Source organism: Streptomyces sp. NPDC004721 (genome assembly GCF_053601495.1).
Genome location: NZ_JBSGBZ010000002.1, coordinates 285,468 through 312,390, shown reverse-complemented (window position 1 = coordinate 312,390; position 26,923 = coordinate 285,468). Strand labels below are relative to the sequence as shown.

Here is a 26,923-nt window from a genome sequence, read left to right as displayed (position 1 = left end):
CACTTGTGGTGAGATCGCCGCGTGTTCAATGTCTCACCCGTCAACGGAATACCAAGACCGGTCACAGCGTGGGCAAATTCACTCCACAGCCTCGACTCATCGGGTCCAAAGACAGGAACAACACTCCGCTTCGCATACAACACGGAGCGTCAGTGCAGCTCAGCGGCATGGCCTTGATCTTTCGAATACACCTGGCCACAGACGCTTCGCGCAGCCGCGCATGCATTTCGTGAGGGGCGTCACTCGGTTACTTGAAGGTCACATCGGGCACAGTGATACACCGTCCCTTCAAACAAAATCCTCCTGTTCTCCCTGGAGTCAGGGATGTCCCATAGGTAAAGTCCGCTGAAATTTGAAGGAAAACATCCGTACGCATCGGCTTCCGGCCCGCGGCCATCTGAGCGCGCAAGTCGGCAAGTCCGTGCACAAGGATGGTGATTGGCCTGGAGCCCGCGAAGTTGTCAGCAATACCCCCACCCGCTCGGTTGCGCACCGCCGCGGCGCGCCTCCTCCTGCCCGCAGTGCTCGCCCTGTCGTTCGCCGCTCAGGCAGTAGGTGCGCTCCTCCCCAGCGTTCCCCTGCTCGTGGCCTCCACCACTGTCGGGCTGGCGGCGGACATGGCCCTGCACCGGTGGCAGCGGAACGTGACCACCGCCCTCGGGAAGCTGCACGCGACCGTGACCGTGCGCCAAGTCATCCGGGACCTTCTGCTGGTGACCGGCCTGACCCGCATCAGCAACGAGGACTACGAGACGAAATACCTGGCTCTGGTCTGCGGTCTGCTGCTCTTCTACGCCCTGCACTTCGCGTCCCAGGCGCTTGCGATCCTCGTACGCCGCACCCGCACCCTGCCCGTGGTGACCCGGAACATCGACACCTCGCCGCTGCTGCTGAGCCCCGCTCCCCCGGCGCTGCTGACGCAGCGCTCCGGGCAGCGGCTCCTCGCGTTCGGTCTGCCCTCGGCGGCCGGACTGCTGACCACCGCGGTGGGTGGCTCGGCCTGGTGGGCCGTCGCGGGAATCGCCCTGTCAGCCGCCCTCGCCCTGGTGGCCAACGGCATACTGCTGCGGCGGCTGCTGCCGGGACGCAGGCCGGTGACGAGCAAGCAGGCGCTGGAGTGGTTCGACGCCTGGCTCGCGGAGTACCAGCCGACGGTGGGCATGTACTTCTCCGGCGGCACGAGCTCGGCCTATCAGGCGAACATGTGGCTGGAGCCGCTGTCCCGGCTGGAGGGCCGCCCGCTGATCGTGCTGCGTGAGCGCTTCATGATGAACCAGATCGCGTCCACCGACATCCCGATCGTGTGTCTGCCGAAGGTCGCCGACCTGATGAGGCTGGAGCACTCGACCCTGACGATGATGATCCATCCGTCGAACTCCGGGAAGACCTCGCAGGTGCTGCGCATCCCGACCATCAAGCACGCGTTCGTCAACCACGGCGAGAGCGACAAACTGTCCAGCTGCAATCCGTATGCGAAGGCGTACGACGAGGTGTGGGTGGCCGGTCCCGCGGCGCGCGAGCGGTACGCCCTGGCGAACGTGGGTGTCGACGACAACGACGTCGTGGAGATCGGACGCCCGCAGCTGGACGTGATCGAGCCGTACGCCGGTGCGCCCGTGGGCCCGTACACCACGGTTCTCTACGCCCCCACGTGGGAGGGGTGGGACGGCAATCCGGGCAACACCTCGGTCATCGAGGCCGGCGAGAACATCGTCCGCGCCCTCCTGGCCGACCCCGGGGTCCGGCTCCTGTACAAGCCGCACCCGCTGACCGGCTCGGTCGATCCGCGGGCGGCATCCGCGAACACCCGGATCCAGGAGATGATCCGCGCCGCGAACACGCTCCGTGCCGCGGAACACTCCGATGAGCGACCCGCGCCCTCCGCGGCGGCGGAACTGGCCCGGCGGACCGCCGAACTCGACCGGCTGACCACGTCCTCGTTCCGGGCGAGCGCGGACAACACGGAGCGGATGCTGTTCCAGTCGGTCCCGGAACCCGGTCGAGCCGAGGCCGTGGCCGCGGCGACCGCCACCTGGGAGACCGCGTACTGGGCCTCGTTCCCCGCGTGGGAGCACCGGATCATCACCGAGGCGCGGCCGACCGTCTACGCCTGCTTCAACGTGGCCGACCTGCTGGTCAGCGATGTCTCCAGCGTCATATCCGACTATCTGGCGAGCGAGAAGCCCTACGCCGTCGCCAACACCAGCGGCCTTCCGGAGCAGGACTTCCGCGACACCTTCCCCACCGTCCGGGCAGGCGCCGTCCTCACTCCGGACGCCTCCGGTGTACCGGCCCTCCTGGAGTCCGTGCGCCACCCCGAGAAGGACACCCACACCGAGACCCGTGCCGAGCTCAAGCGGCACCTGCTGGGCCCGAGCGATCCGCCCTCCGCCGTCCGCTTCAACGAGGCGGCCCGTGCGCTGAGCGCGGTGCCCGGCGGACACCGGGCGGGTACGGCGGCGCGAGCGCTCGCCGCCATCCCGGCACAGCGGGACACCAGGTCACCGCTGGACAGCAAGCACGTCAGGCGCTGATCCCGCAGGCCTGTACGCCGGTGCCGCCCGTGGGGCGGAGATGCCCGCGGACAGGAAGGCGGGGTCCAGCGGGCGGTCAGGGCCGGGTCACAGCGTCCCGTCGTCCCACTGGTCGAGCAGGTCGCCGCCCACGGGGCCGTCGGCCGACCCCGTCCCGCCGTGCAGCGGCTGCTCGGTCCAGATGACCTTGCCGGTGGGGGTGTACCGGGTTCCCCAGCGCTCGGCGTACCGGGCGACCAGGAACAGACCCCGTCCGCCCTCGTCCGTGGTCGCCGCGTACCGCAGGTGGGGCGAGGTGCTGCTGCCGTCGGAGACCTCGCAGATCAGTTTGCGGTCACGCAGCAGGCGGACGTGGATGGGGGCACTGCCGTAGCGGATGGCGTTGGTGACCAGTTCGCTGAGGACGAGTTCGGTGGTGAAGCTCGCGTCCTCCAGGCCCCAGTCCTTCAGCTGCCGGGCGACGTCGGCGCGGACGCGGGAGACGGCCGCGGGGTCGGCCGGCACGTCCCAGTCGGCGACCAGATCGGGATCGAGTACGCGGGTACGGGCCACCAGCAGGGCGATGTCGTCGCTGGCGTGGTCCGGGGGAAGGGCGTCGAGCACCGCTCGGCAGGTCTGCTCCGGGGACCGGTCGGAATGGGCCAGCGCGGCACGCAGGAGTTCGAGGCCGGCGCCGATGTCCCGTTCCCGGCCCTCGACGAGCCCGTCCGTGTAGAGGACCAGCTGGCTCCCCTCGGGCAGCCGCAGTTCGGTGGCCTCGAACGGCAGGCCGCCCAGGCCCAGGGGCGGTCCGGCGGGCAGGTCGGGGAAGGCCACGCTGCCGTCCGGGGAAACGAGGGCGGGCGGCGGGTGGCCGGCCCGGGCCAGGAAGCAGGTGCCCGAGGACGGGTCGTAGACGGCGTACAGGCAGGTGGCCCCCGCGAGCCCCTCCTCACCGCCGTCGGCCGGGCCGTCCCGGTCGAGCCGGGCCACCAGGTCGTCCAGGCGGGCCAGCAGTTCGTCCGGGGCAAGGTCCAGGGTGGAGAAATTGTGCACCGCGGTGCGCAGCCGTCCCATGGTGGCCGCCGCGTGCAGCCCGTGTCCCACCACGTCGCCGACCACCAGGGCCACCCTGGCTCCGGACAGTTCGATCACGTCGAACCAGTCCCCGCCCACCCCCGCCCGGGCCGGCAGATAGCGGTAGGCCACCTCCAGGGCGCTGTATTCGGGCAGGCCGCGGGGCAGCAGGCTGCGTTGCAGGGTGACCGCCATGGTGTGCTCGCGGGTGTAGCGGCGGGCGTTGTCGAGGGCGACGGCGGCCCGAGCGGCCAGTTCCTCGGCGAACGGTACGTCCTCCGCGTCGAAGGCCTCCTCCCGCCGGCGCCAGAAGTCCACCACCCCCAGTACCGTGCCGCGGGCACGCAGCGGCACCGCGATCAGGGAGTGGATGCCGCGCTCCAGGACGCGCCGTGCGCGATCGGGATCGGCCGCCCGCCACTCCCCCGCCTCCGTCAGCTCCGCCTCGAGCACCCCTCGACCGCTCTCCACGCATCGGGCCTGCGGTGAGCCGGGCGCGAAACTGAGCCGCCGGCCCACCTCCACCAGCGGCTGGTACCCGGGACGGCCCCGCGCCGCGGCCCGGCGCACCTCGCTGATCGCCCCGGTCGGCTCCTGGCCGCGCAGGACCTCCTCGACCAGTTCGACGGTGACGACGTCGGCGAAGCGGGGAACGGCCACGTCCGCCAGTTCCTGCGCGGTGCGCGACACGTCCAGGGTGGTGCCGATCTTCATGCCCGCGTCGTAGAGGAGTTTCAGGCGCTCGCGCGCCACCTCGGCGCGTCCCGACAGCGCCCGCAGCTCCGTGGTGTCCCTGAGCGTCACCACACTCCCCTCGTACTCGCCGTACGGGGCGGTGGGCCGCTTGTTGACCGCGAGCAGGGTGTCGGCCGTGAGGTGGACCTCGTCGCTGGCCGTGCGCTCCGACGTCAGCAGCTCGGCGATGCCGGCGTCCAGGGGCAGGTCGGTGACCTTCTGCCCCTCCGCGTCCGGCGGCAGTTCCAGCAGCCGCAGCGCCTCGTCGTTGGCGAGCAGCAGCTGTCCGTCGCCCCCGACGATCAGCACGCCCTCGCGCACCGCGTGCAGGACGGCGTTGTGGTGGTCGTACATCCGCGTCATCTCGGCCGGCCCCAGGCCGTGGGTCTGACGCAGCAGCCGTCGGCTCACCAGCGCGGTGCCGGCCGCGGCCAGGACCAGCGCCCCGGCCGCCGTCCCCAGCAGGACCGGGAGCTGCCGGCCCGCCGTGGTCTCCACCTTCTGGACCGTGATCGCGACCGCGACGGTGCCGACGGCCCCGCCGCCCGGCTTGGTGACGGGGACGTACGAGACCACCGAGCGCCCCTGGGTGGTCTGGATGGTATGGGTGACCGCGGAGGGCGGCGGCTTGCGGGCGCCGAAGACCGGTTTGCCGATGAAGGCCGGGTTGGGGTGGGTGTAGCGGATCCCGTCCTTCGAGTAGATGACGACGAGGTCGACGTCGGTCCCCTTCATGATCTTTTGCGCGACGGGCTGGAGCACCTTGGTGGGGTTGGGGCCGGTCATCGCCTTCAGCGTGTCCGGCGCGTACGCCAGCGTCTCGGCGATGCCCAGGGAGCGTTCCCGGGCGTCCTTGGCGCTGTCGTCCCCGGCCTGGAGCACGAGGGCGACCAGCGCGGCCGCGACGATCAGTACCGCGATGACCACTTGCAGCAGGAACACCTGGCCCGCGACGGTGCGCGGCCTGAACAGTGACCGCAGCCGCCCCGTGGGCGGCGTCGGCGAGTTGTCGCGCCCGCCGCGCCGGAGGGATCGACGGGAGTGTGCGATCACTCCTCCATTTTGCTCCCTGTGTCCCGGTCGGCATTCCGGCAAGGGCATGATGGAGCGCACCATGGCAGGCAATACGACGGACGAGATCCCCGACAACGGTGCGGCCGGCTCCGGGCGCGGTATGACCGTGCTGCGCAACGGCATCGGGGTACTGCGCACCTTCAGCGTCGACGAGCCCGAGCTGGGCGTCACCGAGATCGCCACCCGGACCGGACTGCACAAGTCCACCGTGTCCCGCATCCTCGCCACGCTGGAGCAGGACGGCCTGGTCGAGCGCGACCCGGGCTCCCGGCGGTTCCGGCTGGGGCTCGGCGTGATCGCGATGGCGGGTCCGCTGCTGGCCGACCTCGATGTGCGCCGGGCGGCGTATCCGGTGCTCCAGGAGCTGAGTCACCGCACCGGCGAGACCGCGGCGCTGCTCGTGTGGAACGGCGCCGAGGCGGTCTGCGTGGAGCAGGTGGCGAGCCGGCACGAGGTCAAGCACAGCACTCCACTGGGCACCCGCTACCAGACCGCGGCGAGTTCCTCGGTGCAGGTGTTCCTCGGCCGGCTGCCCTCCGAGCGGGTACGGGCCCTGGTCACCGGCGGGGCCGTGGTCCACCCCGGGCTCAGCGACGCCGCGGTCGACGCCTATCTGCTCCGCCTCGCGGAGAGCGCCGAGCGCGGCTACGCCGTCAACTACGGCGAGACCTCGGTGGAGGAAGTGGGCGTCGCCGCCCCGGTCTTCGACCACCGCGGCGAGGTGGTCGCCTCGGTCCTCGTCTCCGCGCCCCGGTTCCGGGTATCCCCCGAAGGGCTCCCGGTTCTGGGCGAGACGGTGCGCGATTCCGCCGCCCAGGTCACCGCGCGCCTCGGCGGACGCCGGCCCACGTCGGACGGCTGACGTCTCTCCGTTGCCGCTACAGGCCCGGACCGGCCGTCAGGTCGGCGCCCGGTGTGGTGCGCAGTACGGGAGCGAGGACGGCCAGCTCCGGCTGCTTCAGGGCGGGCAGTTCACCGGGGTTCGGGGCGGTCAGGGGGGCGTCCAGGGCGAGGCCCGGGGTCAGGCTCCGCACGTCGGAGGCGGGCAGGCCGACGCCGACGTGGTCGAAGCCGTCGTCGAGGGTGTGGGCCAGCGGGGCGCGCAGCTCCAGGCCGGGCAGCCCGCCGTCGACCGGCAGCCGCGGCACGGCGCGTTCGGGCAGGAGCCGTCCCTGGACGAAGCGCGGGGGCTCCGGCACGCCCGCCGTGGGCAGCGGCAGTTGTCCGCCGACCTCGGGCAGTTCCGTGCCGAGGGCCGCCTCCGCGCCGCCCAGCGGGACGGGGACGGGAACCGTGCCGGCCGCGGCGGCGGGGGTCGCTGCCGCGCCCATGGCTGCGGCGACGCCCGTGATGACGGCGGCGAGGGTTCCTCGGGTGATCGACTTCATGTCAGGTACGGTCCCTTTCCGGGTTCGGGGCTCGACGTCCGTACCGCCCAACGATCCTGACGCCACCACCAGCACGGGATTCCCCCGAGTGCCGCGGTAGTACGACGGGTCCGGTCGGTACGGGGCGCCGGGCTCACGCCTCTCTCGGCTCAGCGCTGCAGCGCCAGGCCGCCGAGCAGCGGCTTGGGGGCGTTCAGGGTCTGGGTGGCGCCGTTCACCGTGTGCAGCAGCGAGTTCTGGTTCTCGGTGTTGAGGGCGTCGGACTGGTGCTGGAGCGGCATGACGTCGACGGGGCCCTTGGTGAGCGTGTTCACGGCGCCGTTGAGGCTGTTGGGCGTGAGGTCGGCGGCGTTCTGGGCGAACGCGGGCGCGGCGGCGCCGGTGAGGGCCAGGGACCCGGCGAGGACAGCGGCAGCCTTCAGGGTCTTCATCGTGTTTCCTTTCTGCGGCGACGTCGGTCACCGCGAGGGATTGCGTCGCCCTGCCCAACGAGCCGCGGCCGGACCGGAAACCCCGGCGGCCCGAATTCGCCGGGTACTCATACGGGATCTGCGACACAGGGGGTCTCCTACGCGTCCGGCCGCCGTCCCACGGGAGGAACCCGGGGACGGCGGCCGGACGGAGGAACGCGCGCGGACGTCAGGCGTTGACGCAGGCGTTGCCGAACGTCGGGTTCAACACGCCGACGACGTCGATGGTGTTGCCGCAGACGTTGACCGGAACGTGCACGGGAACCTGGACGACGTTGCCCGACAGCACGCCCGGGGAGTTGGCGGCGCCGCCGGTCGCGCCGCTGCTGGCGGCGGCGATGCCGGCACCACCGGCGACGGCCGCTGCGGCGACGGAGGTAAGGACCAGGCCCTTGGCGATACGCGACATGGAGAGGTGCTCCTTGGATTGATGCAAAAACACCCGGGCGGGGATGCCCGGCGTTGTGTCAACGCGTGGCAGTCCGACGAGTTGTGCCGCCAAAGGGGTGATCTCAAAAGTTTCCGCAAGCACGTCCGGCTCGCCTCCCAACTCCGAGGACGGGCCACGGCCAGGGGCCGGCCGGTGCCGCCGCCAAGCCAGGACCGAGGCGGGCCGGGACTGGAGCGAGCTACGGCCGGAGGCGAACCAGGACCCGGGGGTCGGACCGGGACCCGCAGCAGGCCAGGACCGGCAGCGGGCCGGAACCGGAGGCGGACCAAGACTGGAGGTGAGCCACGGCCAGGGGCGGACCAGGACCAGCGGCGGGCCAGGGCCAGAGGCGCGGCAGGGTTGGCTGCGGGCCGGGAGTGGCGCGGGCCGTAGCCGGTGGTCGGTCGGCCGCGGACGGTCGCTCCGGACGTCGGCAAGACAAGTGCGCCCGGACGCCAGGCAGGCGAGCGTGCGGCCGGCAGCAAGACAGACGCGACGGCCGGCAGCAAGACGAGCCCGCCGGCCCCAGCCAGTCGAGACCGTCGGCCTTCAGGAGGACCGGCGCGAGCCTGCCAGCCCGCAGGCAGACGAGCGCGACGGCCGGCAGGAAGACGGGCACACCAACCGTCAGTACGACGGGCACGCCGGCCGTCAAGGACAACAAGAACGGGTGCCGGACAGCATGTCCGGCACCCGTAGAGGGCCGCTTCGCCGGCCCGCGAGATCCAGCCCTAGCGCTGCGACGCCGCGCGGCCGCGTCGGTAGAGGATCACGCCGCCGGCGATCAGGGCCGCGCTGGCGGCCGAGGACGCCAGCAGGGCACCGGTGCCGGTCTCGGCCAACTGCGGGGCCGCGTCAGGCGTGGCGTGCTCGAAGGCCGCCGGAGCCGGCAGGGTCTGGGCGCGCTGGGGCTCGGCCACCGGCTCGTCCACCAGCTCGTCCACCGGCTCGTCTACCGGCTCATCCACCGGCTCGTCCACCACGCGCGGCGGGGTGTTCGTGGTCGGCGTTTCGGCGGCCGGCGTGGGCGTCGGCGTGCCCGGGGAAGGCGGAGTCGTGGAGCCGCCGCCGGTCGGCGGCGTGACACCGGGTTCCGGCTCCGTGACGGGCCCGGGCCCGGGCCCGGGCACGGGCCCGGGCGCCGGTGAGCCGTTGGCGCAGCCGTTGCCGAACGTCGGGTTGAGCGCCGCCACCACGTTCACGGTGTTACCGCAGACGTTCACCGGCACCGAGACCGGTGCCTGGATGGTGTTCCCGGACAGCACGCCGGGCGAGTTGGAGGCGGCACCGTCGGCCTGCGAGTCGGCCAGGGCGGAGCTGCCGCACAGGGTCAGCATGCTCGTCGCGGCGGCGGCCGCGAACACTCCCCTGCTCAGAGTCTGTCGCAATCTCGTTGTCTTCCTGCTTGCAGCCGCCAGTTCTATGCGGCTTGAAGAAGTGGGAAGGCCGGCCTTGGGCGAGAGATCGATGTCCAAGGCCGGCCGTGACACAGCCGGTGCGGCTGGGTGCGCCGGACGGTCAGCCGTTGGCGCAGGTGTTGCCGAACGCCGGGTTCAGCAGCGCGATGACGTTGACGGTGTTGCCGCAGGCGTTGACCGGAACGTGCACGGGAACCTGGATGACGTTGCCCGAGAGCACACCCGGGGAGTTCGTGGCGGTACCCGAGGCCCCGGAGTCGGCGAAGGCGGGGCCGGCCATGCCCAGGGCCACGAGGGCGCCGGTGACGACAGCAACGCTCTTCTTCATGAAATGTTCCCTTCTTGGGGACGATGCCCCGATGACGGTCAGAAACCGATTGAACACAACCGATACGGTCGTGATGCTGAACGAGGAATAGCCGTAATGGGAAAACGCGGAACGTGAGTCGCCGAGCACTTCACTCGATTGACCCTCGCGGCCATACGATTCACCCTCGACTGCATTGCCGGAAAGAGTTCTTCGGAAAGGTCCGGGCAGTCCTCGGCCGAAGCGGCAAAGGACCATGGGCCACCTGACTCGGCTCAGCTCCCGGTGTTGGCGGAGAGAACTGACAGGTTGTCCCGGAGGTGCGAAAGCGCGGCGTCCCGCTGGGCCTGGGTGGAGGTGTCCGAGCGCTGCTGGTTCTGCTGGTCCGACAGAACCGGAACGTCCTGGACGTTGACGGCCTGCAGCACACCGGCGCTGGTGTCGCCCAGGCCGAGGCACGGCTTGTTGAGCGACCCCCGGGTCGGCGAGAACCGCGGGCTCACAGTGCCCTCGTGGCCGAGTTGCCGAACGACGACGAGGCTCCGGCGCCGTTCGAGACGGTCGGGCCACTGTCGTCGCCGATGGCAAGCGCCGCGGGAGCGGCCGTCACCGACATACCGACGACAGAAGCGGCGGCCGCCGCGGCGACCTTTGCCTTCTTGAGCACTGCGCGTTCCTTTCCTCTTAGCGACGCAGGTCCTACGCCTTCATCAACCCGGCGCCGCATGTTTGGTTGCGGGGGTTCACCCGCTTGGACGCCACCGCATTCAAAACTCCGGAAAATCACGGATTCCAAAAAACACACAATCGGTCCGGACCCTCGACCGACGGAGTGAACGGGAGAAACCGGGGTGTGGCCACGCAGTTGACCAGAGCGCTCCGGTGTGGAACGCGGCTTTTCAGAAAGGACTGGTCAGTGATGAGGAAGTCTGTCGCCACCGCGGCCGTCGCCGCGACGGCGGGCCGACCGTCACGAACGGCCGGTCTCGGTCAGGGGTGCGTTACGGTGTGGCACGAGGGCCTTTCGCTTGGTGTAGACGTCGCAATCCACACCGAACCGGAAGGCCCTCACCTGTTCAAGATCCCTCAGCCGAGACCTGGCTCACCCGTCAACAACCTCCCGGGTCAGTACAACTAGGACACCACGTCCTTGCGGGCGAACCCGCGGAAGGCCAGGGCGAACAGCACCAGCGCGTAGCTGACGGAGACCGCCGTGCCCTGGATCATCCCGGACCACTCGGGGTGCGGCTGCACGGCGTCGGCCCAGGCGTACTGCCAGTGCGCGGGCAGGAAGTCGCGCCAGTGCCCGAGGGCCGTGACGGCGTCCAGGACGTTGCCCACGATGGTCAGGCCGACGGCACCGCCCACGGCGCCGAGCGGCGCGTCCGTCCTGGTGGACAGCCAGAACGCCAGTGCCGCGGTGACCAGTTGCGACACGAAGATGTACGCCACGACCACCAGCAGCCGCTGCGCTGCGGTGCCCGCGTCCAGCGCGCCACCGGTGGGGATCTCCAGCGGGCCCCAGCCGTAGGCGGCCGTGCCGACGGCGAGCGCCACCAGCGGCAGCAGCAGCATCGCCGCCAGGCTGAGCCCGAGTCCGACGACGAGCTTGGACCACAGCAGCCGGGCCCGCGGCACGGGCGCTGCGAGCAGGTAGCGCAGGGAGGACCAGCTCGCCTCCGAGGCGACCGTGTCCCCGCAGAACAGCGCCACCGGGATCACCAGCAGGAAGCCGGCCGAGACGAACAGGTTCACCGCGGCGAAGTTGGCCCCGGACGCGGTGGCCGTGTCCATCAGCGTCACCCGGCCGCTGCGGCCGCCCGGACCGCCGCCGATCGCGAAGGCGACGGCCAGCACGAAGGGCAGCGCGGCCAGGATGCCGCCCATGACGAGCGTGCGGCGCCGCTTGAGCTGCCGCACCAGCTCCACCCTCAGGGGCAGGGTGCGGCCCGCCCGGTAACCGGAGGCGACCTCGGTGCTCTCGGCGAGCGTGCTCATGCGGAACCTCCGATCAAGGTGAGGAAGGCGTCTTCGAGCCGGCGGTGGGGGCCGACCGAGACGACGGGCACCTCCAGCCGGACCAGCTCCACGACCAGCTCCCGCGCCGTGCCGCCGGTCTCCAGCCGGACCAGGAGGCCGTCCTCGGTCCGCAGTGCCGAGGCGACGCCCGGCAGGGCGGACACCTTCTCCACGACCGGGTCCTCCACCGGGGTGGCGGTGCCGACCAGCAGGGTGTCCCCGGAGCCGACGATCTCGCCGACCGGACCCGCCTGCACCAGCCGTCCCCGGTCCATCACGACCAGGTGCGTGCAGGACTGTTCGACCTCCGAGAGCAGATGGCTGGAGACGATCACCGTGCGGCCGTCGGCCGCGTAACGGATCATCACCTCGCGCATCTCGCGGATCTGGGGCGGGTCGAGGCCGTTGGTGGGCTCGTCCAGGATCAGCAGGTCCGGCAGGCCCAGCATGGCCTGCGCGATCGCCAGGCGCTGGCGCATGCCCTGCGAGTAGGTGCGTACCGCGCGGGCCAGCGCGTCGCCGAGGCCGGCGATCCGGAGGGCCTCGTCCAGGTGTGCGTCCTCGGGCGGGCGGCCGGTGGCCTGCCAGTACAGCTCCAGGTTCTCCCGGCCGGACAGATGGGGCAGGAACCCGGCGCCTTCGACGAAGGCGCCGACCCGCGACAGCACGGGCGCGCCGGGCCGGACGGCGTGGCCGAAGACGCGGATCTCGCCGGCGTCCGGCTGGATCAGGCCCATCAGCATGCGCAGGGTGGTCGTCTTGCCCGCGCCGTTCGGCCCGAGCAGGCCGAGGACCTGGCCCTTGTCCACCTGGAACGACAGGTCCCGTACCGCGTACCGGTCCGCCGACCTCGCGTACCGCTTGCTCAGGCCGGTGATCCGCAGCGGGACGTCGGCCAGTTCCGGGTCGGGTGCGGGCGCGGCGGTGCGGCGGCGGGCGGTCAGCAGCAGGGCGAGCGCGACCGCCGCGCCGGCCGCCGGCAGCCACCACACCCAGCCGGGCAGCGGCGCCGCCGCGGTGGTCACGCCCGGCGCGGTCGGCACCTTCAGATCGCTCTTCAGGCCGACGGTGTACGTCGCCGGGGCGGCCGGTGAGGCATAGCCGAGGTCGGTGGAGGCGAGGACCAGGCGGAACCGGTGGCCCTTCTGCACCTCGTGGTCGATCGCCGGGAGTGTGAGGGTGACGTCCTTGCCGGCCTTGGCGCCCTCGACGCGCACGGGGGCCACCAGCTGGGCGGGCAGCACCGGCTGTTCCTTGCCCGGTCCGACGTCGTACAGCTTGGCGAAGAGCACCGCGTCGTAGGCGGTCGAGGTGACGTGGACGGTCACCGTGGGCGATCCGGTGATGCGCAGGCCGCCGCCGAGCGGCGCGGAGTCGAACCGCGCGTACTGGCCGGGGAAGTCAAGGGACACCCCGACGCCGAGCGAGGACAGCTGGGCCAGACCGCCGGAGCCGCCGAGGCCCGGCAGGGAGGACACGGCGGGCGGGTTGGCCCCGGCGGGGTTCTCGAAGCGCCGCTCGCCTCCGCGCAGCGCGATGGACCGCTGCCCGCCGTCCAGTCCCGGATAGGCGCTGCCGCTCGCGCCCCGCAGCAGGGCCCGGCCGTCGGTGGAGTCGACCCCGCCGGTGCGGGTGATGCGGAAGGCGGGGCCCGTGTCGGCGGTCTTGTCGCCCTTGAGGTACCGGTCGAACCAGGTCTTCACGCGTGCCTGGACCCGGCCGGTCTCCAGGTCGCCGCCGTCGTGGCCGCCCGCGATCCAGTCGACGTCGACCGGGGCGCCGTTCGTCCGAATGGCCCGGGCGGCGGCGTCGGCCTGGCCGAGCGGGAAGAGGGAGTCGGTCTGGCCCTGCACCAGCAGGGTCGGCACCTTGATGCGGTCGGCGACGGCGGACGGCGAGCGCTCCTGGAGCAGTGCGCGCGCCTCGGCGTCCGGCTTGCCCGACTCGGCGACCCGCTCGTACATCCGGCACAGCGCGGGCTCGAACGCGGCGCATCCGCCGCCGGAGTTGATGAAGGCGCCCGCCCACAGCTTCTTGAAGACGCCGCCCGGGAAGAGCGCGTCCGCGAGGTTCCAGTAGGTGATCGCCGGGGCGATGGCGTCCACCCGGCGGTCGTGTCCGGCGGCGAGCAGGGAGATCGCTCCGCCGTAGGAGGCTCCGGCCACGCCCACGCGCGGGTCACCGGGCCCGTCGAGCTGCACCTCGGGCCGCCGCGCGAGCCAGTCGATCAGCTTGGAGACGTCGGCGACCTCGCCCTCGGGGTCGTTCAGCCCGATCTTGCCGGTGGATCTGCCGAAGCCGCGCGCCGACCACGTCAGCACCGCGTATCCGTCCCTGGCGAGGCCCTGCGCCTGCCGCCGTACGTCGGCCTTGCTGCCGCCGAAGCCGTGCCCGAGCAGGACGGCGGGGTGGCGGCCGGGCGTGGCCGGGGTGAAGTACGAGGTGTCGATCCGCACCCCGTCGCCCGTGGTCATCATCCGGTCGGCCCGGTGCACCGGGGGTGGGTCGTCGGAGGCGATCGCCGTCCACGTGCCGGCACCGGCCAGCACGACGACGGCGGCCCCGGCGGCCAGCAGGCGCCGGGGCCTCCGCGGCAGCCCGCGCAATCCGGGCAGTCGAAGATCCATGTCCTCCACGGTACGGGCCGCCGCCGGCGACCGAAGCCGCCGCCGGACCGAACCTCCGCCCCTCCCCGGGGAGTACGGGGCCGCCGCGGTGTACCGCGGACGCGGTACGCGGCCCGTCGTCCTACGGCTGGGTGTCCTCCGGGATCGACACCAGCCAGCGGGTGTCGCGGCGGGGGCGGAGGTAGAAGGCCCAGTAGAGGGTGGCGACCGCCATGATGCCGCCGGTCCACAGCAGGTAGGTGATCTCCTGCCGGCTGAGGATGTAGGCCAGGAACGCGATGAGCAGCACGGGCACGGCCGGCCACAGCGGCATGCGCCAGGCGGCCGTGTGCTTGTGGGAACCGCGGCGGGACAGCAGCGCGGCGACCGCGACCAGCAGGTACATGCCGGTCACCGAGACGCCCGTGACGCCGTACAGGGTGTCCAGGTTGACGAAGCACAGCAGCGCGCCGGGGACGCCCACCGCGAGGGTGGCGACCCAGGGGGAGCCGAAGCGGCCGAGCCGGGAGAAGACGTTGTTCACCGCCGAGGGCCAGGCCTTGTCGCGGGCGGAGGCGAACAGCACGCGGGAGTTCTGGATGACCATGACGATGCCGGCGTTGATGATCGCCAGGGCCACGCAGAGGCTGACGAAGGTGCCGACCGCGGAGTTGGACCAGGCGATCACCATCGAGCTCAGGTTGCCTGCGGTCAGCTCCTTGATGTCGGAGGCGCCCATGGTGATGGCGACGACCGGCACGAGGATGATCACGGAGGAGATGGCGAGGGTGGCGAGCACCGTGCGGGCGACGTTGCGGCGCGGGTTCTCCAGCTCCTCGGAGAGGTAGACGGCGGTGGAGAAGCCCTGGGTGGCGAAGAGCGCGATGGCGAGCCCGGAGATGACGAGCATGGCCGTCACGGCGTCCGTGTGCCCGTCCGCGCCGGCCACCTGCATGGAGACCAGGCTGCCGACGCCCCGGTGGCTGTGCGCGAAGCCCAGCAGCGCGACCACGCCCGCCGCGATGACCTCCAGGACCAGGAAGATGCCGGTGATCCAGGCGTTGGCGCGCAGGTCCAGCAGGCCGGCGAGGGTGGCCAGCAGCATCACGCCGGCACCGGTCCAGGCCGGGTCGAGGTGCACGATCGGCGCCAGGTAGTCCGCGGTGCCCATCGCGATCACCGGCGGGACGATCATGACGACGAGCAGGGACAGCACGAAGACCAGCCAGCCCGCCAGCCGCCCGGCCATGGTCGACACCATGGCGTACTCGCCGCCCGCGCTGGGGATGAGGGTGCCCAGCTCGGAGTAGCAGAACGCCACGGCGATGCACAGCAGGGAGCCGATGGCGATGGTGAGGGCGGTGGCGGTGCCGAGCGTGCCGAGGAGGTCGGGCACGACCACGAACAGCGTGGAAGCGGGGGTCACGCACGAGAGGGTGAGGAGGGTGCCGCCGACGACCCCGATGGAGCGCTTGAGCTTGGTGGGGCTGTCCGTCGCCTCTGTGGGACTGCCGGCCACTTCGGGGACGGCGTTCTCGACAGAGCGGAGCATGTCGGTCATGCAGCGGTTCCGATCGACTTGTGCAACAGGTGAGGGGGCCGGGGAGCGCGCTATCGCCTCCGGCGGTTCGCGGTCGTACGTGCTCTCGTCCGCTCCCGGCCCGGATATCGAACATCAACGAAAACCGCCGAGTCAATGGTCGTTAACCTACGGAATTCGCGGCGGAACAGCGATCTACAACTGATTCACTCGTCGAACGGTCCGATTGTTCGGGCCCTTACGGGCGTACGGGAACCGCAGCGCGCACCCGAAAAAAGATGAGGCCGTCCGCATAGCGGACGGCCTCGTCATCGCCTGCGGCGACGGTCGGGGTGCGACGGTCAGTGGTTGCGCGGGAACCCGAGGTCCACGCCCGCCGGAGCCTCGGACGGGTCCGGCCAGCGGGTGGTGACGACCTTGCCGCGCGTGTAGAAGTGCGTGCCGTCGTTGCCGTAGATGTGGTGGTCGCCGAAGAGCGAGTCCTTCCAGCCGCCGAAGGAGTGGTAGCCCACCGGCACCGGGATCGGCACGTTGACGCCGACCATGCCGGCCTCGATCTCCAGCTGGAAGCGGCGGGCCGCGCCGCCGTCCCGGGTGAAGATCGCGGTGCCGTTGCCGAACGGCGAGGCGTTGATCAGCGCCACGCCCTCGTCGTAGCTGTCCACGCGCAGCACGCACAGCACCGGGCCGAAGATCTCGTCCTGGTAGGCCTTCGCGCTGGTCGGCACCTTGTCCAGCAGCGAGATGCCGACCCAGTGGCCGCCCTCGAAGCCCTCGACCGTGTAGCCGGTGCCGTCCAGGACGACCTCGGAGCCCTCGCTCGCGGCGTTCTCCACGTACGAGGCCACCTTGTCGCGGTGTGCCTTGGTGATCAGCGGGCCCATCTCGGAGGACGGGTCGCTGCCCGGACCGATCTTGATCTTCTCGGCGCGCTCGCGGATCTTCTCCACCAGCTCGTCGCCGATCGAACCGACCGCGACGACGGCCGAGATGGCCATGCAGCGCTCGCCCGCCGAGCCGTACGCGGCCGAGACGGCGGCGTCGGCGGCCGCGTCCAGGTCGGCGTCCGGCAGCACCAGCATGTGGTTCTTGGCGCCGCCGAGGGCCTGCACGCGCTTGCCGTTCGCGGAGGCGGTGGTGTGGATGTAGCGGGCGATCGGGGTGGAGCCGACGAAGGAGACCGCCTTGACGTCGGGGTGCTCCAGGAGGCGGTCCACGGCCACCTTGTCGCCGTGGACCACGTTGAAGACGCCGTCGGGCAGCCCGGCCTCGGCCAGCAGCTCGGCGATCTTCAGGGAGGCCGACGGGTCCTTCTCGCTCGGCTTCAGCACGAAGGTGTTGCCGCACGCGATGGCGATGGGGAACATCCACATCGGGACCATCGCCGGGAAGTTGAACGGCGTGATGCCGGCGACCACGCCCAGCGGCTGCCGGATCGCGGCCACGTCGACGCGGGTGGCGACCTGGGTGGACAGCTCGCCCTTGAGCTGGACGTTGATGCCGCAGGCCAGGTCGACGATCTCCAGGCCGCGCGCGACCTCGCCGAGCGCGTCGGAGTGCACCTTGCCGTGCTCGGCGGTGATCAGCTCGGCGATCTCGTCGCGGTGGGCGTCCAGCAGCGCGCGGAACTTGAACAGGATCGAGGTCCGCTGGGCCAGCGAGGACTGCCCCCAGGTCAGGTACGCGTCCTGGGCGGCGGCGACCGCGGCGTCCACCTCCTCCACGGAGGCGAACGCGACCTTCGTGGTGACCTCGCCGGTCGCCGGGTCCGTGACCGGCCCGTACGTCCCCGAGGCGCCTTCGGCGGTCTTCCCGCCGATCCAGTGGTTGACGATCTTCGTCATGCCCGGTTACTCCTTCACAGATGGCGGCGACGGGTCGAAACGTGCCGTTCGTCGAGCTCGTGTGCCGTGACCGGCGACGGGCGCGTCGCGGTCCCGGCCACAGGTACATCCCACCAGGCACGCGCCCAGGGCGCGCCCGACACTGTGTCTGCGGTTTCCGTCTCCGCGTAGACACATGTGGGAGTGTCCGCCGCGCGCCCCGGTGCGGACGGTGTGCGGATTCCGCGGTCGAGCGGGGTGCGGCGGCCGCCGCCCCGCGGTGGGCTGTCGGGACCTCCGGCGCGGGGCCGTAGCGGGCGGGGAGTCGACGCTCGCACTTCGCTCCTGCCAGGGCGAAGCGGCGTCCCGCGCCGGAGGCGTTCTGTGCCCGGGCGCCACGGGGCGCGTGCGGGTCTGCACCCAGCGTGCCCTCGCCGCTCGGGTGGGGAAACTCTTGGCCGGACGGGCCGTCCCGGGCACGCCGGCGTGTACGGCCCCGCGGTGATCAGGTCGCACGCCATCGGCTGCCCTCGGCTTCCCTTCGCCTCGACTCCCCCGGTTCCCCCGGTTCTAGTGCCGGGCACGGACCCCTGTCAATGGTTTGTCCGGACATACGGACGAGAGGGTCCGCCATCCGGTCGCGTAAACCCTCCGGCAGGTAGATCGCTTGCTTCAGCTGTGTCACAAAAACCTCTGCCGTGTCACACATGTCGCGGGTACGCGGCCCCCCGGTCACACCCGGCCGACAGCCGCTTGCCGGTGCGCGGTCCGTGTCGTTCACCGATCACAGGCTTGGAGATCGCCAGCGCAGCGCCCGGCTCCCCCGACGGCCTCTCCGGCCGCCGCCGTGGTGCGCGCGGGGAGGTGCACGTCATGACCGACCGAAGGCTCTGGTCGTACAAGGAGATCGCGGCGCACATCCGGGTACAGCCGGACACCGTGCGGTCCTACCGCAAACACGGCCTGCTGCCACCACCCGACCACGTGGAGCGCGGCAGGCCCTACTGGTACGCCGACACCGTCCGCGCCTGGGTCGCCGCCCGGCCCGGCAACCGCGGCCGCAGAGCCGACTGAACCACCACTGCCGGGCCGCGGGCCCGGCTCCCTTCCCCGTTCGCCGGCATGACGGTGCCCCACGCGAGGTGGGGCACCGTCAGGTCAGCTCCACGGCTCGATGACCGTGACCCCGGATCCCGGTGCCGTGCCCATCGCCGCGAGCGCGTCCGGGACGGCCGCCAGCGGGATGGCCGACGTCACCAGCAGGTCGGGCCGCAGCACACCGGCCCGTACCAGCTCCATCATCTCCGGATAGGCGTGCGCGGCCATGCCGTGGCTGCCCAGGAGTTCGAGTTCCAGGGCGATCGCACGCGCCATGGGCACCGGGGTGGTGCCCGTCGTGGAGGGCAGCAGACCGACCTGGACGTGGCGGCCCCGGCGGCGCAGGCCGTTCACCGAGGCCGCGCAGGTGGCGGGCGAGCCGAGCGCGTCGAGCGAGAGATGGGCGCCGCCGCCGGTCAACTCGCGCACCCGCTCCGCCGTGTCCTTGACGGCGGAGGCGTCCACGCACTGCGCGGCGCCGAACCTCCGCGCCAGGTCCAGGGCCTGGGCGGACACGTCCACCGCGACCACCCTGGCCCCCGCGGCCGCCGCGATCATCACCGCCGACAGGCCCACACCCCCGCAGCCGTGCACGGCGACCCAGTCGCCGACGGCGGCCCGGCCCTGCTGGACCACCGCACGGTACGCCGTGGCGAACCGGCAGCCGAGCGAGGCCGCCGTGGCGAAGGAAAGGCCCTCGGGCACGGCGACCAGGTTCACGTCGGCGTGGTCGAGCGCCACGTACTGGGCGAAGGAGCCCCAGTGCGTGAAGCCCGGCTGGGTCTGCCGCTCGCACACCTGCTGGTCGCCCGCCGCACAGGCGGGGCAGGTGCCGCAGGCGCAGACGAAGGGGACGGTCACCCGGTCGCCGGGCCGCCAGCGGGTCACCCGGGGCCCCACCTCCTCGACGGTCCCGGCGAGTTCGTGCCCCGGCACGTGCGGCAGCGCGATGTCGGGGTCGTGGCCCTGCCAGCCGTGCCAGTCACTGCGGCACAGGCCGGTCGCCTCGACGCGCACCACGACCCCGTGCTCCGCGGGCCTCGGGTCGACCACCTCGCGCACTTCGGCCGGCTCCCCGTACCGCTCGAACACCACAGCCCGCATCCCGCCGCCTCGCCTTCCGTCCGGTTCGCCGCGGCACACCGCCGCCGGCGAAACCGTAGTACGCGGGCACATCCCGGGCACGGGCGGCCTGTCGTACGGCCTGCCTCGACCCGGCTTCGGTCATCGGCCGCGGTTCCTTGGAGGAATACCCCCTAGGGGTATAGTCTGGAAATTGGCGGGCCACCGTGGCCCCCTGTGCCCCACCCACCACGACGAGGAGAACGACATGACCGCCCAGACCGGCACCACGGACACCGTCACCACCGTCTACAAGGTGAGCGGGATGAGCTGCGGACACTGCGAGGGTTCCGTGTCCGCCGAGATCTCCGAACTGCCCGGCGTCAGCTCGGTGAAGGCCGTCGCCTCCACCGGCGAGGTCACCGTCGTCTCCGCCTCCCCGCTGGAGACGGAGGCGGTGCGCGCCGCCGTGGACGAGGCCGGCTTCGAACTCGTCGGCGAGGCCTGACGAGGGCCGGTCCACCCACCCGTACGTCGTCTGGAGTTCCGAGGATGAACACCCGCGCCGCCCCGCAGACGCCCACGGCCGACCAGCCGGGCGCCGCCGAGGTCGAGCTGCTCATCGGGGGAATGACCTGCGCCTCCTGCGCGGCCCGCGTCGAGAAGAAGCTCAACCGCATCGACGGCGTCACCGCGGCGGTCAACTTCGCCACGGAGAAGGCCAGGGTCTCCCACCCCACCGGGGTATCGGTCGCCGATCTGATCGCCACCGTGGTCAAGACCGGCTACATGGCGGAGGAGCCCCCGCCGCCGGCACCCGGACCGGCGGCGGACGCGGAGTCCCGGCCGGACGAGGAGCGGGCGCCGCGGGATCCCGAACTCGCCTCCCTGCGCGGGCGCCTGATCGTCTCCGCGCTCCTCGCCGCCCCCGTCGTGCTGCTCGCGATGGTCCCGGCCCTTCAGTTCACGAACTGGCAGTGGCTCTCGCTGACCCTCGCCGCGCCGGTCGTCGTCTGGGGCGGACTGCCGTTCCACCGGGCGGCCCTGACCAACGCCCGGCACGGCGCGGCCACCATGGACACGCTCGTCTCGATCGGCACCCTGGCCGCGTTCGGCTGGTCGCTGTGGGCGCTGTTCCTGGGCGACGCGGGCATGCCCGGCATGCGCCACGAGTTCCGCCTCACCGTCTCCCGGGTGGACGCGGCCTCCACGATCTACCTGGAGGTCGCCGCCGGGGTCGTCGCGTTCATCCTGCTCGGCCGCTATCTGGAGGCCCGCTCCAAGCGGCGGGCGGGCGCGGCGCTGCGGGCACTGCTGGAACTGGGCGCGAAGGACGTCTCCGTACTGCGGGGCGGAGCGGAGACCAGGATCCCGGTGGCCGCGCTGGCGGTCGGGGACCGGTTCGTCGTACGGCCCGGCGAGAAGATCGCCACCGACGGCGCGGTCGTCGAGGGCGGCTCGGCGGTCGACGCCTCGATGCTCACCGGCGAGTCGGTGCCCGTGGACGTCGGCCCCGGCGACACGGTCACCGGCGCCACGGTCAACGCGGGCGGCCGGCTGGTCGTCGAGGCCACCCGGATCGGCGCGGACACGCAGCTCGCGCGGATGGCGCAGCTCGTCGAGGACGCGCAGAGCGGCAAGGCCGAGGTCCAGCGGCTGGCCGACCGCATATCGGCGGTCTTCGTGCCGGTCGTCCTGCTCATCGCCATCGGCACCCTGCTCGCCTGGCTGTTCGCCACCGGTGAGGTGACCGCCGCGTTCACCGCGGCCGTCGCGGTGCTGATCATCGCCTGCCCGTGCGCGCTGGGCCTGGCCACGCCGACCGCGCTGATGGTCGGCACCGGCCGGGGCGCCCAGCTCGGCATCCTCATCAAGGGCCCCGAGGTGCTGGAGTCCACCCGCCGTGTGGACACCGTCGTCCTGGACAAGACCGGAACGGTCACCACGGGCCGGATGACCCTCCAGGAGGTCCACGCCGCCGAGGGCACCGACGAGAAGCAGCTGCTGCGCCTCGCGGGCGCGCTGGAGCACACCTCGGAGCACCCGATCGCGCGGGCCGTGGCCGCGGGCGCCGAGGAACGGGTCGGACCGCTGCCCCCGGTCGCGCACTTCGAGAACGTCCCCGGACGCGGCGTGCGCGGGCGCGTGGAGGGCCATGACGTGGCCGTGGGACGGCTCGTGGAACTCACCGCCGGGCTGCCCGAGGAGGTGGCCCGCGCCCGGCGCGAGGCGGAGAGCGAGGGCCGTACGGCGGTCGTCGTCGGCTGGGACGGGGCGGCACGCGGTGTCATCGCCGTCGCGGACGCGGTCAAGGAGACCAGCGCGCAGGCGGTGGCGCAGTTGCGCGCGCTGGGGCTGCGGCCGGTCCTGCTGACCGGGGACAACCGCGCCGTCGCCGAGGCCGTGGCACGCGCCGTCGGGATCGACCCGCAGGACGTGGTCGCCGAGGTGCTGCCCGAGGAGAAGGTCGAGGCCGTCAGGCGGCTGCGGGCCGAGGGGCGCACGGTGGCGATGGTCGGCGACGGGGTCAACGACGCCGCCGCGCTCGCCACCGCCGACCTGGGTCTGGCCATGGGCACCGGGACGGACGCCGCCATCGAGGCCGGCGATCTGACCCTGGTGCGCGGGGACCTCCGGGTGGCCGCGGACGCCATCCGCCTGTCCCGGCGGACCCTTGCCACCATCAAGGGCAACCTCGTGTGGGCCTTCGGCTACAACGTGGCCGCGCTGCCGCTGGCCGCCGCCGGACTGCTCAATCCGATGATCGCGGGAGCGGCGATGGCGTTCTCGTCGGTGTTCGTGGTGACGAACAGTCTGCGGCTGCGCACGTTCCGCTGAATGAAAAGCAGTCGAGACCGAAGTAAGAGTCCCTCTAGAGTCCAACGCGCGCCTCACATAAGCTCTTCACAAGGCTCGCGCATCATCCTTACGCTTGGGTACCGTCGCCATACTTGGGCTCTTGCGTACCTAACGGACATATGCAAGAGACGCAGATCACAGTGATGTGAACGTAACCATCGAAGGGGTTCGAAGGTCTAAGTTGGCGATGTCGGGCAGCGTCTTGGGGGGCGCTGACCGGCATCTGGGGATGTCTTGGGGGACTTCCTCAGAGGTGCGTTGCCGGGGCACGTACACCGGGAAGCTTTGAGCGGCCCTCCCGCGCGTGCGCGTCCCGGCAGACCGCACAGCACCAGGTGCGACGAGTTCTGCTCGTTGTGCTCACAGCGATTCAGGCGCTGGTCCTTGAACGCCCGGCCGGATCCCGTGGGGGGAATCCGCACCGGGACATGGGAAGGCGCCCTGGTCGTCGGCCCGTGGGGGGACCGGCGTTCCGGGGCGCCTTCCGCTTCTTCCTCGGCCTTCTTCCTCGGCCTTCTTCCGGGCCGCGCTTCCCCTGTGGTCCGTTCCCGTACCGGTACGCCTCCGGGGCGCTCCGCACAGCACGAGGCCCCGCACCCGCGAACTCGCGCGGGATACGGGGCCGGGTGACGCTACGGGGCCAATGGCGCCGCCGGGAGGCTCAGCGCTCCTCGACCGGGACGAAGTCGCGCTCGACCACGCCCGTGTAGATCTGGCGCGGGCGGCCGATGCGGGAGCCCGGCTCCTTGATCATCTCGTGCCACTGGGCGATCCAGCCCGGCAGCCGGCCGAGGGCGAACAGGACCGTGAACATCTCGGTCGGGAAGCCCATGGCCCGGTAGATCAGGCCGGTGTAGAAGTCGACGTTCGGGTAGAGCTTGCGCTCGACGAAGTAGTCGTCGGACAGGGCGTGCTCCTCCAGCTTCAGGGCGATGTCGAGGAGCTCGTCCTCCTTGCCCAGCGCGGAGAGCACGTCGTGCGCGGCAGCCTTGATGATCTTGGCGCGCGGGTCGAAGTTCTTGTAGACCCGGTGGCCGAAGCCCATCAGGCGGACGCCGTCCTCCTTGTTCTTCACCTTGCGGATGAAGGTGTCGACGTCGTTGCCCGAGTCGCGGATGCCCTCGAGCATCTCAAGGACGGACTGGTTGGCGCCGCCGTGCAGCGGGCCCCACAGGGCGCTGATGCCGGCCGAGATCGAGGCGAACATGTTGGCCTGCGAGGAGCCGACCAGGCGGACCGTGGAGGTCGAGCAGTTCTGCTCGTGGTCGGCGTGCAGGATCAGCAGCTTGTCCAGCGCGGCGGCCACGACCGGGTCCGGCTCGAACTCCTGCGCGGGCACCGAGAAGGTCATGCGCAGGAAGTTCTCGACGTAACCGAGGTCGTTGCGCGGGTAGACGAACGGGTGGCCGATCGACTTCTTGTACGCGTACGCCGCGATCGTCGGGAGCTTGGCGAGCAGGCGGATCGTGGAGAGGTTGCGCTGCTTCTCGTCGAACGGGTTGTGGCTGTCCTGGTAGAAGGTCGACAGCGCCGAGACGACCGACGACAGCATCGCCATCGGGTGGGCGTCGCGGGGGAAGCCCGTGTAGAAGTTCTTGACGTCCTCGTGCAGCAGGGTGTGCTGCGTGACCTCGTTCTTGAACGAGGTGAGCTCGTCGACGGTCGGCAGCTCACCGTTGATCAGCAGGTAGGCCACCTCCAGGAAGGTTGAGCGCTCGGCCAGCTGTTCGATCGGGTAGCCGCGGTACCGGAGGATGCCCTGCTCACCGTCGAGATAGGTGATAGCGGATTTGTAGGCGGCCGTGTTGCCGTATCCGCTGTCCAAGGTCACGAGACCGGTCTGGGCGCGCAGCTTCCCGATGTCGAAGCCCTTGTCGCCGACGGTGCTGTCGACCACCGGGTAGGTGTACTCGCCGCCGTCGTACCGCAGAACTACAGAGTTGTCGCTCACGTCTTCCCTCACCGACGTAGTGCCTCATCTTCGAGGTGCCCTGACTGTCTCTACCATCCCCCATTTGGCTCAGGAGAGTGCACTCGGGGTCGACCATTGGGCCCATTGGCGGCACTCAGTGCCGTCAACCTGTTCATCCTGCCCCCTCGCTCCGGCCACGGGAAGTGCTGTGTGACCTTTACGACTCATTTGATCGATCATTTTTTGTGACATGGCGTCAGGCGGCGGCTTCCGGCCCACGGGACGGCGGTTTTCAGCCGCCGAGGCGGAAGTCCAGCGCCGTGCAGCGCCGTCCCGCCGACACCGTGCGCACCGCCTGGCCGATGGCCTTGCGCGAGCCGACGAGGACGACCAGCTTCTTGGCCCGGGTCACCGCCGTGTAGAGCAGGTTGCGCTGGAGCATCATCCATGCGCCCGTGGTAACCGGGATCACCACGGCCGGATACTCGCTGCCCTGCGAGCGGTGGATGGTCACCGCGTACGCGTGCGCCAGTTCGTCCAGTTCGTCGAACTCGTACGGCACCTCCTCGTCCTCGTCCGTCAGCACCGTCAGACGCTGGTCGACCGGGTCGAGCGAGGTGACCACGCCCACGGTGCCGTTGAAGACACCGTTTTCCCCCTTCTCGTAATTGTTGCGAATCTGGGTGACCTTGTCTCCGACACGGAAGACCCGGCCGCCGAACCGCTTCTCCGGCAGGTCGGGGCGGCCCGGGGTGACCGCCTGCTGGAGCAGGCCGTTCAGCGTGCCGGCGCCCGCCGGGCCCCGGTGCATGGGCGCGAGCACCTGCACGTCCCTGCGCGGGTCGAGCCCGAACCGGGCCGGGATCCGGCGCGCCGCCACGTCCACGGTGAGCCGGCCGGCCTCCTCGGTGTCGTCCTCGACGAAGAGGAAGAAGTCCTTCATTCCGTCGGTCAGCGGATGCTGCCCGGCGTTGATCCGGTGCGCGTTGGTCACCACACCCGACTGCTGGGCCTGGCGGAAGACGCGTGTGAGGCGGACGGCGGGCACCGGGCTGCCGTCCGCCAGCAGGTCGCGCAGCACCTCGCCGGCGCCCACGCTGGGGAGCTGGTCCACGTCCCCGACGAACAGCAGGTGCGCGCCCGGGGGCACGGCCTTGACCAGCTTGTTGGCCAGCAGCAGGTCCAGCATGGACGCCTCGTCCACGACCACCAGGTCGGCGTCCAGTGGGCGGTCCCGGTCGTAGGCCGCGTCCCCGCCGGGCTTGAGCTCCAGCAGGCGGTGCACGGTGGAGGCCTCGGCGCCGGTGAGCTCCGACAGGCGCTTGGCGGCCCGGCCGGTGGGCGCGGCCAGCACCACCTTGGCCTTCTTGGCCCGCGCCAGCTCCACGATCGAGCGCACCGTGAAGGACTTGCCGCAGCCGGGGCCGCCGGTCAGCACGGCCACCTTCTCGGTCAGCGCCAGCCTGACCGCCGCCTCCTGCTCGGGGGCGAGGTCGGCCCCCGTACGGCCCTTCAGCCAGGTCAGCGCCTTGTCCCAGGCGACGTCCCGGAAGGCGGGCATCCGGTCGGCGTCGGCGCGCAGCAGGCGCAGCAGCTGGGCGGACAGGGACAGCTCGGCCCGGTGGAAGGGCACGAGGTAGATCGCCGTCACCGCCTCGCCGCCGTCCTGGCCGGGCACCTTCTCGCGTACGACTCCGGGGTCGGCGCCGTCCTCGGGGGGCTCGGCGAGTGCGGCGAGGCACTCGATGACGAGCCCGGTGTCCACCTGGAGGAGCTTGACCGCGTCCGTGATCAGCCGCTCCTCGGGCAGGAAGCAGTGGCCCTGGTCGGTGGACTGCGACAGCGCGTACTGGAGGCCCGCCTTGACCCGCTCCGGACTGTCGTGCGGGATGCCGACGGACTGCGCGATCTTGTCGGCGGTCAGGAAGCCGATGCCCCAGACGTCGGCGGCCAGCCGGTACGGCTGGTTCTTCACCACCGAGATCGACGCGTCGCCGTACTTCTTGTAGATGCGCACCGCGATCGAGGTGGAGACCTCGACGGTCTGGAGGAAGAGCATGACCTCCTTGATCGCCTTCTGCTCCTCCCAGGCGTCGGCGATCTTCCTGGTCCGCTTGGGGCCGAGGCCGGGCACCTCGATCAGGCGCTTGGGCTCCTCCTCGATGACCTTCAGGGTGTCCAGGCCGAAGTGCTGGGTGATGCGGTCGGCGAAGACCGGCCCGATGCCCTTGACCAGGCCGGAGCCGAGATAGCGGCGGATGCCCTGGACGGTGGCCGGGAGCACGGTGGTGTAGTTGTCCACCTGGAACTGCTTGCCGTACTGCGGGTGGGAGCCCCAGCGGCCCTCCATCCGCAGCGACTCGCCGACCTGGGCGCCGAGCAGCGCGCCGACGACCGTCAGGAGGTCACCGGCGCCCCGGCCGGTGTCGACGCGGGCCACCGTGTAGCCGTTCTCCTCGTTGGCGTACGTGATCCGCTCCAGGACGCCATGCAATTCGGCCAACGCCGGACGGCTCGACTGCTCCACATCACCACCCCCTTGTGACGCAGGTCACGCTGGATTGGTGATGTGGGATCCGCTCGAGCACGCCC

General features: G+C 71.3%; 20 protein-coding genes and 2 pseudogenes. 5 read left to right on the top strand and 17 right to left on the bottom strand.

Translation table 11 applies throughout. The annotated features are described in order from the left end of the window. The first annotated feature begins 431 nt into the window (after positions 1 to 431). A complete protein-coding gene (locus tag ACWEK3_RS03115) occupies positions 432 to 2,534 on the top strand; it encodes a hypothetical protein (protein WP_453248762.1) in 2,103 nt (700 codons plus the stop codon). A gap of 87 nt (positions 2,535 to 2,621) precedes the next feature. On the opposite strand, the gene ACWEK3_RS03110 is transcribed toward ACWEK3_RS03115, so the two are convergent. Next, on the bottom strand, positions 2,622 to 5,441 hold the full coding sequence (locus ACWEK3_RS03110; protein ID WP_450538195.1) for a SpoIIE family protein phosphatase: 2,820 nt from the start codon (positions 5,439 to 5,441) through the stop codon (positions 2,622 to 2,624). On the opposite strand from ACWEK3_RS03110, the gene ACWEK3_RS03105 reads away from it, so the two are divergent. Next, positions 5,440 to 6,261, top strand: a complete 822-nt coding sequence (locus ACWEK3_RS03105) for an IclR family transcriptional regulator (protein WP_384425720.1) — start codon at positions 5,440 to 5,442, stop codon at positions 6,259 to 6,261. The two genes, ACWEK3_RS03110 and ACWEK3_RS03105, sit on opposite strands and share 2 nt — an antisense overlap. A gap of 16 nt (positions 6,262 to 6,277) precedes the next feature. On the opposite strand, the gene ACWEK3_RS03100 is transcribed toward ACWEK3_RS03105, so the two are convergent. The 13 genes and pseudogenes from ACWEK3_RS03100 to ACWEK3_RS03040 all read right to left on the bottom strand — a co-directional run. Beyond that, positions 6,278 to 6,787: a hypothetical protein gene (locus ACWEK3_RS03100; RefSeq protein ID WP_450538194.1), complete on the bottom strand. Its 510-nt coding sequence runs from the start codon at positions 6,785 to 6,787 to the stop codon at positions 6,278 to 6,280. Positions 6,788 to 6,936: 149 nt separating this feature from the next. Further along, complete coding sequence (locus ACWEK3_RS03095) at positions 6,937 to 7,218, bottom strand: hypothetical protein (RefSeq protein WP_450538192.1); 282 nt, start codon at positions 7,216 to 7,218, stop codon at positions 6,937 to 6,939. 208 nt (positions 7,219 to 7,426) lie between these two features. Beyond that, positions 7,427 to 7,666: a chaplin gene (locus tag ACWEK3_RS03090; RefSeq protein WP_450538191.1), complete on the bottom strand. Its 240-nt coding sequence runs from the start codon at positions 7,664 to 7,666 to the stop codon at positions 7,427 to 7,429. Positions 7,667 to 8,418: 752 nt separating this feature from the next. Further along, positions 8,419 to 9,075 (bottom strand): chaplin, encoded by a 657-nt coding sequence (locus tag ACWEK3_RS03085; RefSeq protein ID WP_453248761.1) that lies wholly within the window; start codon positions 9,073 to 9,075, stop codon positions 8,419 to 8,421. 130 nt (positions 9,076 to 9,205) lie between these two features. Further along, a complete protein-coding gene (locus tag ACWEK3_RS03080; RefSeq protein WP_390725650.1) occupies positions 9,206 to 9,433 on the bottom strand; it encodes a chaplin in 228 nt (75 codons plus the stop codon). A 254-nt stretch (positions 9,434 to 9,687) separates the two neighbouring features. Next, complete coding sequence (locus ACWEK3_RS03075) at positions 9,688 to 9,915, bottom strand: rodlin (RefSeq protein WP_450538187.1); 228 nt, start codon at positions 9,913 to 9,915, stop codon at positions 9,688 to 9,690. Further along, positions 9,912 to 10,079, bottom strand: coding sequence for a hypothetical protein (locus ACWEK3_RS03070; protein ID WP_450538186.1), 168 nt, complete (start codon positions 10,077 to 10,079; stop codon positions 9,912 to 9,914). Before ACWEK3_RS03070 ends, ACWEK3_RS03075 begins: the two co-directional genes overlap by 4 nt. A 467-nt stretch (positions 10,080 to 10,546) precedes the next feature. Beyond that, the gene (locus tag ACWEK3_RS03065) at positions 10,547 to 11,410 is read right to left on the bottom strand and encodes an ABC transporter permease (protein WP_450538184.1); all 864 of its coding nucleotides are present in this window, start codon (positions 11,408 to 11,410) and stop codon (positions 10,547 to 10,549) included. Further along, positions 11,407 to 14,058, bottom strand: coding sequence for a CocE/NonD family hydrolase (locus ACWEK3_RS03060; protein WP_453248760.1), 2,652 nt, complete (start codon positions 14,056 to 14,058; stop codon positions 11,407 to 11,409). Before ACWEK3_RS03060 ends, ACWEK3_RS03065 begins: the two co-directional genes overlap by 4 nt. A gap of 121 nt (positions 14,059 to 14,179) precedes the next feature. Then, a complete protein-coding gene (locus ACWEK3_RS03055; RefSeq protein WP_384425690.1) occupies positions 14,180 to 15,598 on the bottom strand; it encodes an APC family permease in 1,419 nt (472 codons plus the stop codon). A 320-nt stretch (positions 15,599 to 15,918) separates the two neighbouring features. Next, on the bottom strand, positions 15,919 to 17,421 hold the full coding sequence (mmsA, locus tag ACWEK3_RS03050) for a CoA-acylating methylmalonate-semialdehyde dehydrogenase (RefSeq protein ID WP_453248759.1): 1,503 nt from the start codon (positions 17,419 to 17,421) through the stop codon (positions 15,919 to 15,921). A 14-nt stretch (positions 17,422 to 17,435) separates the two neighbouring features. Further along, a pseudogene (locus ACWEK3_RS03045) lies at positions 17,436 to 17,627 on the bottom strand (3D-(3,5/4)-trihydroxycyclohexane-1,2-dione acylhydrolase (decyclizing)); the annotation flags it as partial. A 32-nt stretch (positions 17,628 to 17,659) separates the two neighbouring features. Next, positions 17,660 to 17,809 (bottom strand): annotated as a pseudogene (locus ACWEK3_RS03040) (5-deoxy-glucuronate isomerase); the annotation flags it as partial. Positions 17,810 to 18,273: 464 nt separating this feature from the next. Between ACWEK3_RS03040 and ACWEK3_RS03035 the strand changes: the two are divergent. Then, positions 18,274 to 18,474, top strand: a complete 201-nt coding sequence (locus tag ACWEK3_RS03035) for a helix-turn-helix transcriptional regulator (RefSeq protein WP_365428747.1) — start codon at positions 18,274 to 18,276, stop codon at positions 18,472 to 18,474. Positions 18,475 to 18,558: 84 nt separating this feature from the next. Here ACWEK3_RS03035 and ACWEK3_RS03030 read toward each other — a convergent pair whose 3' ends face one another. After that, positions 18,559 to 19,602: a zinc-dependent alcohol dehydrogenase family protein gene (locus ACWEK3_RS03030; protein WP_453248758.1), complete on the bottom strand. Its 1,044-nt coding sequence runs from the start codon at positions 19,600 to 19,602 to the stop codon at positions 18,559 to 18,561. A gap of 226 nt (positions 19,603 to 19,828) precedes the next feature. On the opposite strand from ACWEK3_RS03030, the gene ACWEK3_RS03025 reads away from it, so the two are divergent. Both ACWEK3_RS03025 and ACWEK3_RS03020 read left to right on the top strand, forming a co-directional pair. Next, complete coding sequence (locus ACWEK3_RS03025; protein ID WP_450538174.1) at positions 19,829 to 20,068, top strand: heavy-metal-associated domain-containing protein; 240 nt, start codon at positions 19,829 to 19,831, stop codon at positions 20,066 to 20,068. A 44-nt stretch (positions 20,069 to 20,112) separates the two neighbouring features. Then, positions 20,113 to 22,398 (top strand): heavy metal translocating P-type ATPase, encoded by a 2,286-nt coding sequence (locus tag ACWEK3_RS03020; RefSeq protein ID WP_453248757.1) that lies wholly within the window; start codon positions 20,113 to 20,115, stop codon positions 22,396 to 22,398. 682 nt (positions 22,399 to 23,080) lie between these two features. Here the strand turns inward: ACWEK3_RS03020 and ACWEK3_RS03015 are convergent. Together ACWEK3_RS03015 and recD2 are read right to left on the bottom strand one after the other, a co-directional pair. Further along, entirely contained in the window at positions 23,081 to 24,370 is a 1,290-nt protein-coding gene (locus ACWEK3_RS03015) for a citrate synthase (protein ID WP_225075241.1), read from the bottom strand. Positions 24,371 to 24,623: 253 nt separating this feature from the next. Next, on the bottom strand, positions 24,624 to 26,834 hold the full coding sequence (gene recD2, locus ACWEK3_RS03010; protein ID WP_453248756.1) for an SF1B family DNA helicase RecD2: 2,211 nt from the start codon (positions 26,832 to 26,834) through the stop codon (positions 24,624 to 24,626). Between the last annotated feature and the right edge of the window lie 89 nt (positions 26,835 to 26,923).